Here is a 14,216-nt window from a genome sequence, read left to right as displayed (position 1 = left end):
AACCACGGGGAAGTTTAAGCAAGGATTATGTGTGAGCCGTACAACGACCGTTGATATCGCGCCGGCCAGCGACATTGATGATTTACCCGCAGTACCGCAGCCGGTTCAGTTTATAAAACGTGGTACCCCCCAGTTTATGCGCGTCACGCTGGCGCTCTTCTCAGCGGGTCTCGCCACTTTCGCCCTGCTCTACTGCGTTCAGCCGATCCTGCCGGTCCTGTCGCATGAATTTGGCGTGTCGCCAGCCAGCAGCAGTATTTCGCTCTCCATTTCAACCGGGATGCTGGCGATCGGTCTGCTGTTCACCGGGCCACTTTCAGATGCCATCGGGCGTAAGCAGGTCATGGTAACGGCGTTAATGCTGGCCTCCGTGTGTACCTTGCTGTCCACCATGATGACCAGCTGGCACGGCATTCTGGTCATGCGCGCGCTGATTGGGTTATCCCTCAGCGGCGTGGCGGCGGTCGGGATGACCTATCTCAGCGAGGAGATCCACCCGAGTTTCGTGGCCTTCTCCATGGGGCTGTACATTAGCGGGAACTCTATCGGCGGGATGAGCGGACGCCTGCTCAGCGGTGTGTTTACCGATTTCTTTAACTGGCGCATTGCGCTGGCCGTAATCGGCTGCTTCGCCCTCGCTTCGGCGCTGATGTTCTGGAAAATCCTGCCGGAATCGCGCCATTTCCGCCCGACTTCCCTGCGTCCGAAAACACTGTTTATCAACTTCCGTCTGCACTGGCGCGACAAAGGTTTGCCGCGACTGTTTCTGATGGGATTCCTGCTGATGGGGTCATTTGTCACGCTGTTTAACTATATTGGCTACCGGCTGATGCTCTCGCCGTGGCATCTTAGCCAGGCATTGGTGGGTTTGCTCTCTGTGGCGTATCTCACCGGGACGTGGAGTTCGCCAAAAGCGGGCGCCATGACCGCGCGCTTCGGCCGTGGTCCGGTGATGCTGGTGTCCACCGCTGTGATGTTGTTCGGACTGCTGATGACGCTTGTCTCTTCCCTGTGGCTGATTTTTGCCGGAATGCTGCTCTTCTCTGCGGGATTCTTTGCCGCGCATTCTGTTGCCAGCAGTTGGATTGGCCCACGCGCGCGCCGCGCCAAAGGTCAGGCTTCGTCTCTGTATCTGTTCAGTTACTATCTCGGTTCCAGCATTGCCGGGACTCTCGGCGGGGTGTTCTGGCATAACTACGGCTGGAACGGCGTGGGCGGATTTATCGCGCTGATGCTGTGCGCGGCACTGCTGGTGGGCGCGAGCCTGCATAAACGACTGCATTAACATTCAGCCCTCTTCGTGTTTAAATCGAGCCGATGCTAATTTTTGTCATCGGCTGATTCAGACACGAGGACTTCATGAAAAACAATAACTATCAACAACTCACCCGCACCTTCCAGCGTCTCTCCCGCTTCTCTCACCTCTCCTCCATCGCCAGCTGGGACATGTTTACCATGATGCCGCCCGGCGGCAGCGCCGCGCGCGGTGAAGCGCTGGCGGAGATGAGCGTCCTGCAACATCAGATCCTGACCGATAAAAAAGTGGGTGAATGGCTGGCTGCGGCGGCAGAAGAAGATCTGAACGACGTTGAGCAGGCCAACCTGCGTGAAATGACGCGCCACTACCAGCAGGCAACTTTACTGCCGGAATCGCTGGTGGAGGCCAAATCGCTGGCGGGCAGCAGGTGTGAACACGCGTGGCGCACTCAGCGTCCGGCCAACGACTGGCAGGGCTTTTCAGCCAACCTGAAAGAGGTGGTGAAACTCAGTCGTGAAGAAGCCCGCCTGCGCGCCGAGGCTAAAGGCTGCACGCCTTACGACGCGCTGCTGGATATCTTTGAACCCGACATGACAAGCGCTCGCCTGGATGTGCTGTTCGGCGATCTGAAGTCCTGGCTACCGGAGCTGCTGGCAAAGGTTGTGGAAAAACAGGCTCAACGATCGTTCGTTCCGCCACAGGGTCCCTTCCCCACCGCCACCCAGCGCGAGCTGGGCCTGGAAGCGATGAAAATGCTTGGCTTCGATTTTAACGGCGGTCGTCTGGACGTTAGCGCCCACCCGTTCTGCGGCGGCGTGCCGGAAGATGTGCGTATCACCACGCGTTACGATGAAAACGAGTTGCTCAGCGCGCTTTTCGGCGTGATCCACGAAACCGGACATGCCCGCTACGAGCAAAACCTTCCGCGAGCGTGGGCCGGTCAGCCCGTTGCGCTGGCGCGCTCTACGGCGATCCATGAATCCCAGAGTCTGTTCTTTGAAATGCAGCTGGGCCGCAGTGAGGCTTTCCTGAAGCATTTGCTTCCGGCGGTCCATGCCCGTTTCGGCAGCCAGGCGGCATTCAGTGAAGAGAATTTTATTGCCTGGAATCAGCGCGTGAAACCGGGCTACATCCGCGTTGACGCAGATGAAGTGAGCTATCCGGCGCATGTGGTATTGCGCTATGAGATTGAGCGCGCGCTGATCAATGGCGAAATCGAAGTGGATGATATCCCCGCGTTATGGGATGAGAAAATGCAGGCCTGGCTTGGATTATCCACCAAAGATAACTACCGCAACGGCTGTATGCAGGACATCCACTGGACCGACGGCGGTTTTGGCTACTTCCCGTCTTACACGCTGGGGGCAATGTATGCGGCACAGCTGTTTCATGCCGCCAAAACTGCGCTGCCCGGGTTGCAGGCATCCATTGCCGGGGGCGACTTCTCGGCGCTGTTTGACTGGCTGCGTCAGAATATCTGGCAGCACGGCAGCCGTTTCAGCACGTCGCAGCTCATCACCCAGGCCACAGGTGAAGATCTGAATATCCGCTACTTCCGCGAACACCTGACGTCCCGCTACCTGTAAACGAACGCGCCGGGGGCCACCCCGGCGTTGTACATATGGTTACACGCCGATACCAATCACTCACGGAAACCCCGAATTTACAGGGATATAGTTATTTCAACGGCCCCGCAGTGGGGTTAAATGAAAAACCAAATTCGAGGGTATGAAAATGAAAAAAGTATTAGCTCTGGTTGTTGCCGCTGCTATGGGTCTTTCTTCCGCTGCATTCGCGGCTGAAACTACCGCCACCGCAGCGCCTGCGGCATCCACCGCTGCTCCGGCCAAAACGGTTCACCATAAAAAACATCACAAAGCGGCTAAACCAGCGGCAGCACAGAAAGCGCAGGCCGCGAAAAAGCACCACAAAAAAGCGGCAAAACCTGCGGTAGAGCAGAAAGCCCAGGCGGCTAAAAAGCATCACAAAAAAGCGGCAAAACACGAAGCGGCTAAACCTGCTGCACAGCCAGCAGCGTAAGAGTACAAGCTTAACCGTGCCCTTCGGGGCACGTTGGTAAACCGGCGCTGAACGGGATTGCGGTCAGCGCCGTTTTTTTATCCGGAGGGCGTATGCTGCGGCGCTATCGGTTTGAGCTCATTCTTATCCTGCTAATTTTATGCGCGCTCATCGCCAGCCACTTTTATCTTTCCTGAATGTAGCACGCTGATTTTACTCCCACTTTCTCGCCGTCGCGTCTATAGTATTTTCATAGGGTTCACTTTTAATAATCATAATTACCCCCACCAGAGTGTGATATGCGTAAATCTGTTGTGTTGTTACTGGGAACGTTTAGCCTTTTTGCAGGCTTTTCACATGCGGATGAGGGCGACGATGACGCCATCAGCGCCAAAGAGGTAAAGACGCTGTTTTTTGGTCATGACGATCGTACGCGTGTCACCGATCCTACCGAAGCGCCCTGGGATGCCATCGGGCAACTGGAAACCGCCAGCGGCAATCTATGTACCGCAACTCTCATAACGCCACGCCTTGCGCTGACGGCGGGTCATTGCCTGTTAATGCCGCCCGAAGGCAAACCGGATAAAGCGATCGCCCTGCGCTTTGTCTCGCAGAAAGGGATTTGGCGCTACGAAATTCACGGTATTGAGGGGCGGGTGGATCCGTCGCTCGGGAAACGCCTGAAACCGGATGGCGATGGCTGGATTGTGCCGCCCGGGGCGGCATCCTGGGATTTCGGGCTGATCGTTTTACGTTATCCGCCGTCCGGGATCGCTCCGCTACCGCTCTTTGATGGTGACAAAGACGCGCTCACCGCCGCCCTGAAAGCCGCCGATCGAAAAGTGACGCAGTCAGGCTACCCTGTTGATCACCTCGATTCGCTGTACACCCATACGGACTGCGTGGTGACGGGCTGGGCGCAAAACAGCGTGCTTTCGCATCAGTGCGATACGCTACCGGGTGATAGCGGATCGCCCCTGATGTTAAAAACCGTTAACGGCTGGCAACTGATTGGCGTTCAGAGTTCTGCTCCGGCAGCGAAAGACCGCTGGCGCGCCGATAACCGAGCGTTAGCGGTGACCGGTTTTCGCGACCGGCTGGAAGCCCTGGCGCAGCAGTAGGTCACTCAGGCCAGTTTAATCATGATCATGCCAGCGAGCAGTAATACCAGCCCTATCCAGCCTTTATGGTTTAAACGCTGCCCGAACATAATCCAGCCTGCCGCCAGGGTGGCGGCAATACCGAAGCCGCCCCACAGCGCGTAGGCCACGGAAAGATCGATGCCTTTCACTGCCTGTGACAGAGCGCTAAACGCCCCAAGAACCGCGGCAATCGATAACAAGCCGTAGGCTTTGCGACGAAAGCCGTCGGAGAACTTCAAAAAGACGTTCGCAATAATTTCCAGAACGATGGCGAAAGCCAGCCAGGCCGCGTGGATCCATTCAAACTGCTGCATGGGTCTGCTCCTTCTGCTGTTTGGCTGGTTTGCGCGTACCCGATTTAATCAGCACGATACCTGCGACCAGGGTCGTCAGCCCGGCAATTTTCATTGTCGTCAGGGTTTCATCAAATATCATGACGCTGAACAGCGTGATCAATAAAATACCAACACCTTCCCACAAAGCGTATGCCACGCCCAGCGCGATTTTTTTAACCGCAAAAGAGAGGAAAATATAGGAAAGCGTAATCATGACCAGCATCAAAATAAATCCGGTGCTGCCGTCACTCACGCTCGCCCATTTCATCGACAAGGTGCCGGTAATTTCAGCAACGATAGCCAGAGCTAATAAAATCCAGTAAAACATGTTTTTTCTCCTGCTTGAGAATATAATCCATCGAGGCTCGCTGCGAACAGCAAACCAAAAAAGTGGGAATTAAATCAGTTAGCTAAGCGCATAGCGCCAGCTCAGGCAGAAGACGTGACTATAGCGCGGAACGCCAGTGTTGTTCACCGGAAAGCGTGCAGAGGGAGGTAGAAAACAGAGCAGAGTTGTTTGAAAAATACGTCCTGAACAAATTGTCCATAAAATTACAATTATCCGCGGTGTTGCTTCTCGTCTTTGCGGATGAAAATTGTCCTCAGTAGTTGAACACGCCTGATTTGTATCATAAGCCAGGAATTTACTCAAAGCCTTTTCATTTCTTTACCCAGTCTGTTTGATTTTGGTTAGTTTTTTTAATCCGCTTTCCCCTCTATTATAAATAAAAAACTGTTCAGGAACGTCCATGGCCAAACCCATTATCACCCTCAACGGGCTTAAGATCGTCATCATGCTGGGCATGCTGGTGATCATTCTGACCGGCGTTCGTTTTGCGGCCGATATCATCGTGCCCTTTATCCTGGCGCTTTTTATCGCGGTGATCCTCAATCCACTGGTGCAGCGAATGGTGCGGCTGCGCATCCCGCGTGTGCTGGCGATAAGCCTGCTTATCAGTATTATTATCGTTGCGATGGTGCTGTTAGTCGCCTATCTGGGAACCTCCCTGAACGAGCTGGCGCGGACGCTGCCGACATACCGCTCTTCCCTGGCGACTCCGCTGCTGCAAATTGAACCCTGGCTGCAACGCGCGGGTATCGAAGTCTCGGTTGAGGAACTGCTTAAATACATCGATCCGAATGCCGCCATGACGATTGTCACCAGCCTGCTGGCACAGCTCTCCAACGCCATGACCTCGATTTTCCTGCTGTTCCTGACGGTTGTGTTTATGATGCTGGAAGTTCCACAGCTGCCTGCAAAACTCCAGCACATCATGGTGCGTCCGGTAGAGGGAATGGGTGCTATTCAGCGCGCGCTCGACAGCGTTTCACGCTATCTGGTGCTGAAAACGGCCATCAGCCTGGTGACGGGATTAGTGGTCTGGGGGATGCTCGCCGCGCTGGATGTGCGTTTTGCCTTCGTCTGGGGGCTGCTGGCCTTTGCGCTCAACTATATTCCTAACATTGGCTCCGTGCTGGCGGCGATCCCCCCTATCCTTCAGGTGCTGGTTTTCAGCGGTTTGTATGATGCCCTGATTCTGCTGGCAGGCTATCTGGTGATTAACCTTGTCTTCGGGAACATTCTCGAACCACGGATAATGGGACGCGGGCTGGGGCTTTCAACTCTTGTTGTGTTCCTGTCCTTGATTTTCTGGGGCTGGCTGCTCGGGCCTGTCGGCATGCTGCTCTCCGTTCCGCTGACAATTATTGTCAAAATTGGCCTGGAGCAGACCGCCGGTGGACAAAGTATCGCTGTACTGCTGAGCGACATGAGCCATAAGGCCGATTAATTGTCCATCGACAGCATAGGCTTGCCCGTTCTTCCCGCTTCGCGGTAGTTGCCCACTGCCCGCTGCCATTCCGACAGCGGGTAGAGGGTAACATCGCTGCACTGGCTGGCGCGCAGTTTAGGCCAGATGCGCCGAAACTCCGCCTGCCACGCCTCAGCGCTCAGCGCGTCCAGATAGTTACGAATGTGAAACCACGCCACGCGCGGCAACGGCCGCTGCTGCCGGAAGGTCTGCCCGGAGAGTAGCCCGTAGCAGACAAAGGTACCGGTTTCGGGCATCACGCTCAGGATCGCCTCCGCCAGGCTGCCGCCCGTGGCGTCGTACACCACCTCCGCTTGCGCGGCGGCAGCGTTGACGGCGGCCGTATCATCTTGCGCAATCGGGACGATCCCCATTTCAGCCAGATGTTGAGCGTGCACGGGCGAGCGATGGATCCCGTAAACCGCCTCTGCACCCGCCTGGCGTGCCCATTGCCCGAGCAGAACAGCGCAGTCAGAACCGGCAGCGGTGAGCAGCACCGTTTTCCCGATCGGAGGATAGCGGTCCAGCATCATCTGAGCGGCAAGCGGGTTGATATACGCCCGCGCGGCAAGAAGCGAGTCGATGTCGTCCGGGACGGGAACCGCATACGCCACCGGGCAGTCGACATAGCGCTGCCAGGTTCCCTGCCCCCGTAACGGCAGGACCCGCTTGCCCAGCAGCGCCGGGTAAGCGGCGGGCGTTTCGGTCACTATTCCGACCCCTTCATAACCGGCTATTGCGGGTAGCGGCGTGCGATGGCGATATGCCCCGGTGATGGGGATGAGATCGGAGGCGTTCACCGGAGAAAAAAGCATGCGCACACGTATCTCTCCCGGCTGTCGCGGTGACAATGGTGTGGTTTCCGCTTGCAGTACCGATTCAGGCTCACCAAACCGGCGATACCAGAGGGCCAGATTACGCATTGCGATCGCGCCATCCCATTTCCGGTGCGACATGTTTCAGGATGGACTCGATCACATGTGCGTTGTATTCCACACCCAGCTGATTCGGCACGGTAAGCAACAGCGTATCCGCTTCCGCGATCGCTTCATCCTTTCTCAACTGTTCAATCAGCTTGTCTGGCTCTGCGGCATAGCTGCGTCCGAAAATGGCCCGCGTTTTCTCATCCAGATAGCCAACGCTGTCGCTCTCATTGCGGCTTGAACCGAAATACATCCGGTCGCGATCGTCCATCAGGGCAAAAATACTGCGGCTGACCGAAACGCGTGGCTGACGGGTATGCCCTGCCTCGGCCCAGGCCTGTCGGTAGGCACGGATCTGTTTTGCCTGCTGAATATGGAACGGCTCGGCGGTTTCATCATCTTTCAGCGTTGAGCTTTGCAGGTTCATCCCCAGTTTTGCCGCCCATACTGCCGTTGCATTGGAGCCAGCCCCCCACCAGATACGATCGCGTAAGCCCTCTGAATGCGGCTCCAGACGCAACAATCCCGGCGGGTTTGGGAACATCGGCTGTGGGTTAGGCTTCGCAAACCCTTCACCGCGTAATACATCAAGCAGTACCTCAGTGTGACGGCGCGCCATATCAGATTCGTTTTCCCCTTCCTGCGGCACGTAACCAAAATAACGCCAGCCATCAATCACCTGCTCCGGGGAGCCCCGGCTGATACCAAGCTGTAATCGTCCACCGGAGATGAGATCTGCCGCGCCAGCATCTTCCGCCATATACAGCGGATTCTCGTACCGCATGTCGATCACGCCCGTACCGATTTCGATGCGTTTGGTTTTCGCGCCTATCGCAGCCAGCAAGGGGAATGGCGAACTGAGCTGGCGGGCAAAGTGGTGCACGCGGAAATAAGCCCCGTCCGCGCCCAGCTCTTCAGCGGCGACAGCCAGATCGATGGACTGTAGCAGCGTGTCAGCTGCGGTTTGCGTGCCGGACTGGGAAGACGGCGTCCAGTGACCAAACGACAAAAATCCGATCTTTTTCATAGTGGAGTATCCTGATAAAGCATTGCGTTATCCCTACTCTACGCATTAACCGATGAGAATAAATGGTGATTATTTAACGGAATGCTTCAAATAAACTGACAGAAATACGCAAATCGCACGCTGCCTTCCCGCAGAGGAGGCATTCTCCTGGCATCTCAAAATGGGATATAGTGTGAACTATTCTCTTTTTTAACAGGTAACATCAGCAATGGCTCTGATCCCCAAAAACTACGCACGGCTGGAAAGCGGCTACCGTGAAAAAGCGCTAAAAATTTACCCGTGGGTCTGTGGACACTGCTCGCGGGAGTTTGTGTATTCGAATCTTCGTGAACTCACGGTCCACCATATCGACCACGATCACACCAATAATCCGGAAGATGGCAGTAACTGGGAGTTGTTGTGCCTGTTTTGCCATGACCACGAACACTCAAAGTACACCGAAGCGGATCAGTATGGCACCACCGTTGTCGCAGGTGAGGATGCGCAAAAAGACGTGGGTGTCGCCACGTTTAACCCCTTTGCCGATCTCAAGGCGATGATGAACAAGAAGAAGTAATATCGGCGGCTTTACTGCCCATACCTGCCGTATGGGCAGTCAGAAAGATAAAGGTAATGTATTCCAGTCACAGATTGAACAAGGAGACGGCCTTAATATCGGCTTCAGGATTCACGCGTTTTACAGCCTCTAAAAACGCAGCAAAGTTTTGATTAAACACCGTCAGATTATTATAAAATTGCACCTGTTTTTCACGGGTTCCCTCAAGATAGCTCACAGACCAGATCCGCCTGTTATTTACCACTGTCGAGCCCGGCTTAATTTTTACGATAGCCGCCAGCTCAATTTTACGGGTGACGCTATTTATGACCTCGTATAAATACTGCTCATCATAAAAGTAGGTTTTACCTGACGATCCGCCAAACCAGGAAGGATGGGTAGAGATTTTTTTCATTCCCCGGCTGTCGGCAACGATGCGCTTTGGATGCCGAATACGCCTGATGAAAAAGCGCATCAGCATAATCAGTGCTGTGAAAGACAGCACCACGAAAAGAAAATTAATGCTCTCCCGCATATTTCGTTACCTGCCACGCATAACTCAAAGTGGCGAAGTATAGCGTAGCCCTGTAGCTCAGGGAACGTACGCGATGCAATCGCAGATGGAACGGGAAATGCTCTTATCTCGCCACGCAATATGATGTGCGGATCTCCTCAGGGTTAAGTGATATTAACAATTGCTGCTAAGTTGTAAGTTTCTCCTTGCCGGACAGGACAAATCGGTTATCGTGCCTGGCAACTTTTTCAGCAATAAACAACAGTGGGATGCGCTATGGCGATTTTTGATGGTCACAATGACCTGTTGCTTAATTTATGGCTTCATCATCGCCAGGATCCGGTAAAGGCCTTCTTTTCCGGCATTGAGAACGGACACCTCGATTATCCGCGCATGCAGCAAGGCGGATTTTCCGGCGGGCTGTTCGCGCTGTTCGTGCCGCCGCAGGAGTATATCGCCCGCATGGCGCCGCACTACGCCAGCGAGCCGTGGCAACCGATCGACATTCTCTGGCAGCAGTTGACGATCCTCAAGCAGCTTGTCGCACACTCCGATGGACGGGCGCGATTGTGCCTGAGCGCGGCAGATATCGAACGCTGCCGTCAGGATAAGGTGCTGGCGATGGTGGCGCATATTGAGGGTGCGGGCGGTTTTGACGGCGAGGGTGGCGATCTACAGGCTTTCTATGCCGCTGGCGTGCGCAGCATTGGGCCTTTCTGGAACATTGCTAACCGTTTTGGCACTGGCGTTAACGGGGCGTTTCCCGGCAGCCCGGACAGCGGCCCAGGGCTTACCGCAGAGGGTATCGCCCTCATTAAGCACGCTAACGCCCTGAACATGCTGATTGACGTTTCTCATATGAATGAAAAGGCGTTCTGGGATACTGCTCGTCATTCCTCTTCACCGCTGGTCGCCACCCATTCCAACGCCCATACGCTGTGCCCGCAACCGCGTAATCTGACCGATCGGCAACTGCTGGCTATCCGCGACAGCGGCGGCGTGGCAGGGGTCAATTTCGGCAACGCCTTTCTGCGCGCCGACGGTAAACGCGATAGCGATACCCCGCTGAGCACAATCGTTCGCCATATCGACTATCTTATTAACATCATGGGCGAAGATCATGTTGCGCTGGGCTCCGATTTTGACGGCATCACGTTACCTGATGATTTGCATGATGTGAGTGGTTTACCGCGGCTAATCAGCGCGTTGCGTGACAGCGGCTATGATCAATTTGTGCTGAATAAGCTGCTGTGGGGCAACTGGCAAAAGGTATTGCAAAATGTTTGGCAACAATAGGTTACGTTGTAAACATTACGTTAATTCCTTACATCTTTCGGGTTGAGCTTTGCCCCACTGTGACGCATTATTTGATGACCATCACAAAACTGGCACAAACAATGGTGTTGGTGCTGCATTTTTAAAGAGGAAAAAACGATGTGGAAGAAACCTGCTTTTATTGATTTACGTCTTGGCCTGGAAGTGACGCTGTACATTTCCAACCGCTAATCGCTCAGCCCGCCATCCGTGCGGGCATTTTTGTTTTACTACCTGGCCTATCTTCATGTTTATTAAAGTCCTCGGTTCCGCCGCCGGCGGCGGTTTCCCTCAGTGGAACTGTAATTGCGCCAACTGTCAGGGTTTGCGCAACGGTACCCTTCAGGCGACCCCCCGCACCCAGTCGTCGATCATCGTCAGCGATAACGGCGAAGAGTGGATACTGTGTAACGCCTCGCCAGATATCAGCCAGCAGATTGCCCATACGCCAGAACTGAATAAGAAAGAGGTTCTGCGCGGCACGCATATTGGCGGCATTATTCTCACCGACAGCCAGATTGACCACACCACTGGGCTACTCAGCCTGCGCGAGGGGTGTCCACATCAGGTATGGTGTACGCCAGAGGTGCATGAAGATCTTTCCAGCGGATTCCCGATTTTTACCATGCTCCGGCACTGGAACGGCGGCCTGGTTCATCATCCGATTGCGCCGCTCACCGCCTTTAGCGTGGAAGCCTGCCCTGATTTGCAGTTTACCGCTGTCCCCATCGCCAGTAACGCACCGCCCTATTCGCCGTGGCGCGACCGCCCGCTGCCGGGGCATAACGTGGCGCTGTTTATCGAAAACCGCCGCAACGGTCAGACGCTGTTCTACGCGCCGGGTCTCGGTGAACCCGATGACACTATCCTGCCGTGGCTTAAAAAAGCAGACTGTCTGCTGATTGACGGCACCGTCTGGCAGGACGATGAACTGCAGGCCGCTGGCGTCGGGCGCAATACCGGCCGCGATATGGGCCATCTGGCGCTCGGCGATGAACACGGCATGATGGCGCTGCTGGCCTCACTGCCGGCAAAGCGCAAGATTCTGATTCACATTAATAACACTAACCCGATCCTTAACGAGCAGTCGCCGCAGCGTCACGCCCTCACGCAGCAGGGAATTGAAGTGAGCTGGGACGGGATGACCATCACGCTTCAGGACTAACTATGCACATTCGTGAAACGCTCTCGCCGCAAGAGTTTGAACACGCCCTCCGGGCGAAAGGCGCTTACTATCATATTCACCATCCGTACCATATCGCGATGCATAACGGCGAGGCCAGCCGCGAGCAGATCCAGGGCTGGGTGGCGAACCGGTTTTACTACCAGACGACGATCCCGCTGAAAGATGCGGCCATTATGGCGAACTGCCCGGATCCGCACACGCGTCGAAAATGGGTGCAGCGGATCCTCGATCACGACGGCAGCAACGGTCATGACGGCGGTATCGAAGCCTGGCTACAGCTGGGCGAAGCCGTAGGGCTTAGCCGCGACGACTTAATCAGCGAACGCCACGTGCTGCCCGGCGTCCGTTTCGCCGTGGACGCTTACGTTAACTTCGCCCGCCGTGCCAACTGGCAGGAGGCGGCATGCAGTTCGCTCACCGAACTGTTTGCCCCGCAAATTCATCAGTCGCGTCTCGACAGCTGGCCGCAGCACTATCCGTGGATCAAAGAGGAAGGCTATTTTTATTTTCGCAGCCGCCTCAGCCAGGCCAGCCGCGACGTTGAACACGGTCTGGAGCTGGCGAAGAGTTACTGCGATAGCGCAGAAAAGCAGAATCGGATGCTGGAGATCCTTCAGTTCAAACTCGATATCCTGTGGTCGATGCTCGACGCGATGACCATGGCCTACGCGCTACAGCGTCCGCCTTATCACACGGTCACCGACAAAGCGGCCTGGCACACAACCCGACTGGTATAAGCATGCAAAAAAACTCCATCGTCGCCTTTCGTCGCGGCTATCGCCTGCAATGGGAAGCCGCTCAGGACAGCCATGTCATCCTTTATCCGGAAGGCATGGCTAAACTCAATGAGACCGCGGCCGCAATCCTCGAACTGGTCGATGGCCAACGCGACGCGGCGGCCATCATTGCCATACTCAACGAACGGTTCCCGGAAGCCGGCGGCGTGGATGACGACGTCGTAGAATTCCTGCAAATCGCTTATCAACAGAAGTGGATTATTTTCCGTGAGCCAGAATAAACCCGCCGTCAATCCACCGCTGTGGCTGCTGGCGGAGCTGACCTATCGCTGTCCGCTACAGTGTCCTTACTGCTCTAACCCGCTGGACTTTGCCCGGCAGGATCAGGAGCTGACCACTGAACAGTGGATTGAGGTTTTCCGCCAGGCGCGGGCGATGGGCAGCGTGCAGATAGGTTTTTCCGGCGGCGAACCGTTGACGCGTAAAGATCTGCCGGAGCTGATCCGCGCCGCCCGCGATCTCGGTTTTTATACCAACCTGATCACCTCGGGAATTGGCCTGACGGAAAGCAAGCTCGACGCGTTCAGCGAGGCCGGTCTGGACCATATCCAGATTAGCTTCCAGGCCAGCGATGAAGTGCTCAACGCTGCGCTGGCGGGGAATAAAAAAGCCTTCCAGCAGAAGCTGGCGATGGCCAAAGCGGTCAAAGCGCGCGATTACCCGATGGTGCTGAATTTCGTCCTGCACCGGCACAACATCGACCAGATCGATAAAATCATCGAGCTGTGCATCGAACTGGACGCCGACGACGTCGAACTTGCCACCTGCCAGTTCTACGGTTGGGCGTTCCTTAATCGTCAGGGGCTTCTGCCGACGCGGGAACAGATCGCCCGCGCGGAACGCGTGGTTGCCGACTATCGGCAAAAAATGGCCGCCAGCGGCAATCTGACCAACCTGCTGTTCGTCACCCCTGATTATTACGAAGAGCGACCAAAAGGCTGTATGGGCGGCTGGGGGTCGATTTTCCTCAGCGTGACCCCGGAAGGCACGGCGCTGCCCTGCCACAGCGCGCGCCAGCTACCGGTGGAGTTCCCCTCGGTGCTTGAGCAGAGTCTGGAATCCATCTGGTATGACTCTTTCGGCTTCAACCGCTATCGCGGGTTTGACTGGATGCCGGAGCCGTGCCGCTCCTGCGATGAAAAGGAGAAGGACTTCGGCGGCTGCCGCTGTCAGGCCTTTATGCTCACCGGGAATGCTGATAACGCCGATCCGGTGTGCAGCAAATCGCCGCATCATCATAAAATTCTGGACGCGCGACGCGAAGCAGCCTGTAGCGACATGAAAATCGGCCAGCTTCAGTTCCGCAACCGTACCCGTTCGCAGCTTATCTATAAAACCCGGGAACTGTAGCGATA

At 55.5% G+C, this 14,216-nt stretch carries 17 protein-coding genes; 12 read left to right on the top strand and 5 right to left on the bottom strand.

Annotation, left to right across the window (positions count from 1 at the left end):
- Positions 1-31: 31 nt before the first annotated feature.
- The 4 genes from HWQ15_RS18615 to HWQ15_RS18600 all read left to right on the top strand — a co-directional run bounded on the left by HWQ15_RS18615 (position 32) and on the right by HWQ15_RS18600 (position 4,398).
- Positions 32-1,285, top strand: a complete 1,254-nt coding sequence (locus HWQ15_RS18615) for an MFS transporter (protein WP_022647964.1) — start codon at positions 32-34, stop codon at positions 1,283-1,285.
- Positions 1,286-1,359: 74 nt separating this feature from the next.
- Positions 1,360-2,844 (top strand): carboxypeptidase M32, encoded by a 1,485-nt coding sequence (locus HWQ15_RS18610; RefSeq protein WP_045308501.1) that lies wholly within the window; start codon positions 1,360-1,362, stop codon positions 2,842-2,844.
- 148 nt (positions 2,845-2,992) lie between these two features.
- A complete protein-coding gene (gene asr / locus HWQ15_RS18605) occupies positions 2,993-3,298 on the top strand; it encodes an acid resistance repetitive basic protein Asr (RefSeq protein WP_022647962.1) in 306 nt (101 codons plus the stop codon).
- A gap of 278 nt (positions 3,299-3,576) precedes the next feature.
- On the top strand, positions 3,577-4,398 hold the full coding sequence (locus HWQ15_RS18600; protein ID WP_023299991.1) for a serine protease: 822 nt from the start codon (positions 3,577-3,579) through the stop codon (positions 4,396-4,398).
- Positions 4,399-4,403: 5 nt separating this feature from the next.
- Here the strand turns inward: HWQ15_RS18600 and mdtI are convergent, their stop codons facing one another.
- Both mdtI and mdtJ read right to left on the bottom strand, forming a co-directional pair.
- Positions 4,404-4,733: a multidrug/spermidine efflux SMR transporter subunit MdtI gene (mdtI, locus tag HWQ15_RS18595; RefSeq protein ID WP_022647960.1), complete on the bottom strand. Its 330-nt coding sequence runs from the start codon at positions 4,731-4,733 to the stop codon at positions 4,404-4,406.
- Positions 4,720-5,082, bottom strand: coding sequence for a multidrug/spermidine efflux SMR transporter subunit MdtJ (mdtJ, locus tag HWQ15_RS18590; RefSeq protein WP_032624865.1), 363 nt, complete (start codon positions 5,080-5,082; stop codon positions 4,720-4,722). Before mdtJ ends, mdtI begins: the two co-directional genes overlap by 14 nt.
- 421 nt (positions 5,083-5,503) lie before the next feature.
- On the opposite strand from mdtJ, the gene HWQ15_RS18585 reads away from it, so the two are divergent.
- Complete coding sequence (locus HWQ15_RS18585) at positions 5,504-6,544, top strand: AI-2E family transporter (protein ID WP_045308500.1); 1,041 nt, start codon at positions 5,504-5,506, stop codon at positions 6,542-6,544.
- On the opposite strand, the gene HWQ15_RS18580 is transcribed toward HWQ15_RS18585, so the two are convergent.
- Together HWQ15_RS18580 and HWQ15_RS18575 are read right to left on the bottom strand one after the other, a co-directional pair.
- Complete coding sequence (locus HWQ15_RS18580; RefSeq protein WP_063149340.1) at positions 6,541-7,488, bottom strand: zinc-dependent alcohol dehydrogenase family protein; 948 nt, start codon at positions 7,486-7,488, stop codon at positions 6,541-6,543. The two genes, HWQ15_RS18585 and HWQ15_RS18580, sit on opposite strands and share 4 nt — an antisense overlap.
- On the bottom strand, positions 7,481-8,515 hold the full coding sequence (locus HWQ15_RS18575) for an LLM class flavin-dependent oxidoreductase (RefSeq protein WP_063149339.1): 1,035 nt from the start codon (positions 8,513-8,515) through the stop codon (positions 7,481-7,483). The genes HWQ15_RS18580 and HWQ15_RS18575 overlap by 8 nt, the downstream gene beginning before the upstream one ends.
- A gap of 208 nt (positions 8,516-8,723) precedes the next feature.
- Between HWQ15_RS18575 and yajD the strand changes: the two genes are divergently transcribed.
- Positions 8,724-9,071 carry an HNH nuclease YajD gene (gene yajD, locus HWQ15_RS18570; protein WP_063149338.1) on the top strand — a complete coding sequence of 116 codons (348 nt, stop codon included), beginning with the start codon at positions 8,724-8,726 and terminating at the stop codon, positions 9,069-9,071.
- Between the two features lie 67 nt (positions 9,072-9,138).
- Here the strand turns inward: yajD and HWQ15_RS18565 are convergent, their stop codons facing one another.
- The gene (locus HWQ15_RS18565; protein ID WP_022647956.1) at positions 9,139-9,585 is read right to left on the bottom strand and encodes a hypothetical protein; all 447 of its coding nucleotides are present in this window, start codon (positions 9,583-9,585) and stop codon (positions 9,139-9,141) included.
- 255 nt (positions 9,586-9,840) lie between these two features.
- Here HWQ15_RS18565 and HWQ15_RS18560 point away from each other — a divergent pair, with 255 nt between their 5' ends.
- The 6 genes from HWQ15_RS18560 to pqqE all read left to right on the top strand — a co-directional run bounded on the left by HWQ15_RS18560 (position 9,841) and on the right by pqqE (position 14,211).
- The gene (locus HWQ15_RS18560) at positions 9,841-10,860 is read left to right on the top strand and encodes a dipeptidase (RefSeq protein ID WP_058678023.1); all 1,020 of its coding nucleotides are present in this window, start codon (positions 9,841-9,843) and stop codon (positions 10,858-10,860) included.
- A gap of 138 nt (positions 10,861-10,998) precedes the next feature.
- Entirely contained in the window at positions 10,999-11,070 is a 72-nt protein-coding gene (gene pqqA, locus HWQ15_RS18555) for a pyrroloquinoline quinone precursor peptide PqqA (protein ID WP_002905689.1), read from the top strand.
- Positions 11,071-11,125: 55 nt separating this feature from the next.
- Positions 11,126-12,043, top strand: coding sequence for a pyrroloquinoline quinone biosynthesis protein PqqB (gene pqqB / locus HWQ15_RS18550; protein ID WP_063148142.1), 918 nt, complete (start codon positions 11,126-11,128; stop codon positions 12,041-12,043).
- 2 nt (positions 12,044-12,045) lie between these two features.
- A complete protein-coding gene (gene pqqC / locus HWQ15_RS18545) occupies positions 12,046-12,801 on the top strand; it encodes a pyrroloquinoline-quinone synthase PqqC (RefSeq protein WP_023306095.1) in 756 nt (251 codons plus the stop codon).
- Positions 12,802-12,803: 2 nt separating this feature from the next.
- Positions 12,804-13,082, top strand: a complete 279-nt coding sequence (gene pqqD / locus HWQ15_RS18540; RefSeq protein WP_003857508.1) for a pyrroloquinoline quinone biosynthesis peptide chaperone PqqD — start codon at positions 12,804-12,806, stop codon at positions 13,080-13,082.
- Complete coding sequence (gene pqqE / locus HWQ15_RS18535) at positions 13,069-14,211, top strand: pyrroloquinoline quinone biosynthesis protein PqqE (RefSeq protein WP_063149337.1); 1,143 nt, start codon at positions 13,069-13,071, stop codon at positions 14,209-14,211. Before pqqD ends, pqqE begins: the two co-directional genes overlap by 14 nt.
- Positions 14,212-14,216 lie beyond the last annotated feature (5 nt).

This window comes from Enterobacter sp. DSM 30060 (genome assembly GCF_013375955.1).
Classification (GTDB): Bacteria; Pseudomonadota; Gammaproteobacteria; order Enterobacterales; family Enterobacteriaceae; genus Enterobacter; species Enterobacter intestinihominis.
Note: the sequence above shows the minus strand (reverse complement) of the source record. Positions and strands in the feature narration are given on the sequence as shown.

What these genes read in the sequence shown, in the direction of transcription:
- HWQ15_RS18610 (WP_045308501.1), top strand. Translation starts at nt 1,360, where the DNA reads ATGAAAAACAATAACTATCAACAACTCACCCGCACCTTCCAGCGTCTC.
- asr (WP_022647962.1), top strand. Translation starts at nt 2,993, where the DNA reads ATGAAAAAAGTATTAGCTCTGGTTGTTGCCGCTGCTATGGGTCTTTCT.
- HWQ15_RS18600 (WP_023299991.1), top strand. Translation starts at nt 3,577, where the DNA reads ATGCGTAAATCTGTTGTGTTGTTACTGGGAACGTTTAGCCTTTTTGCA.
- mdtI (WP_022647960.1), bottom strand. Translation starts at nt 4,733, where the DNA reads ATGCAGCAGTTTGAATGGATCCACGCGGCCTGGCTGGCTTTCGCCATC.
- mdtJ (WP_032624865.1), bottom strand. Translation starts at nt 5,082, where the DNA reads ATGTTTTACTGGATTTTATTAGCTCTGGCTATCGTTGCTGAAATTACC.
- HWQ15_RS18585 (WP_045308500.1), top strand. Translation starts at nt 5,504, where the DNA reads ATGGCCAAACCCATTATCACCCTCAACGGGCTTAAGATCGTCATCATG.
- HWQ15_RS18580 (WP_063149340.1), bottom strand. Translation starts at nt 7,488, where the DNA reads ATGCGTAATCTGGCCCTCTGGTATCGCCGGTTTGGTGAGCCTGAATCG.
- HWQ15_RS18575 (WP_063149339.1), bottom strand. Translation starts at nt 8,515, where the DNA reads ATGAAAAAGATCGGATTTTTGTCGTTTGGTCACTGGACGCCGTCTTCC.
- yajD (WP_063149338.1), top strand. Translation starts at nt 8,724, where the DNA reads ATGGCTCTGATCCCCAAAAACTACGCACGGCTGGAAAGCGGCTACCGT.
- HWQ15_RS18565 (WP_022647956.1), bottom strand. Translation starts at nt 9,585, where the DNA reads ATGCGGGAGAGCATTAATTTTCTTTTCGTGGTGCTGTCTTTCACAGCA.
- HWQ15_RS18560 (WP_058678023.1), top strand. Translation starts at nt 9,841, where the DNA reads ATGGCGATTTTTGATGGTCACAATGACCTGTTGCTTAATTTATGGCTT.
- pqqB (WP_063148142.1), top strand. Translation starts at nt 11,126, where the DNA reads ATGTTTATTAAAGTCCTCGGTTCCGCCGCCGGCGGCGGTTTCCCTCAG.
- pqqC (WP_023306095.1), top strand. Translation starts at nt 12,046, where the DNA reads ATGCACATTCGTGAAACGCTCTCGCCGCAAGAGTTTGAACACGCCCTC.
- pqqD (WP_003857508.1), top strand. Translation starts at nt 12,804, where the DNA reads ATGCAAAAAAACTCCATCGTCGCCTTTCGTCGCGGCTATCGCCTGCAA.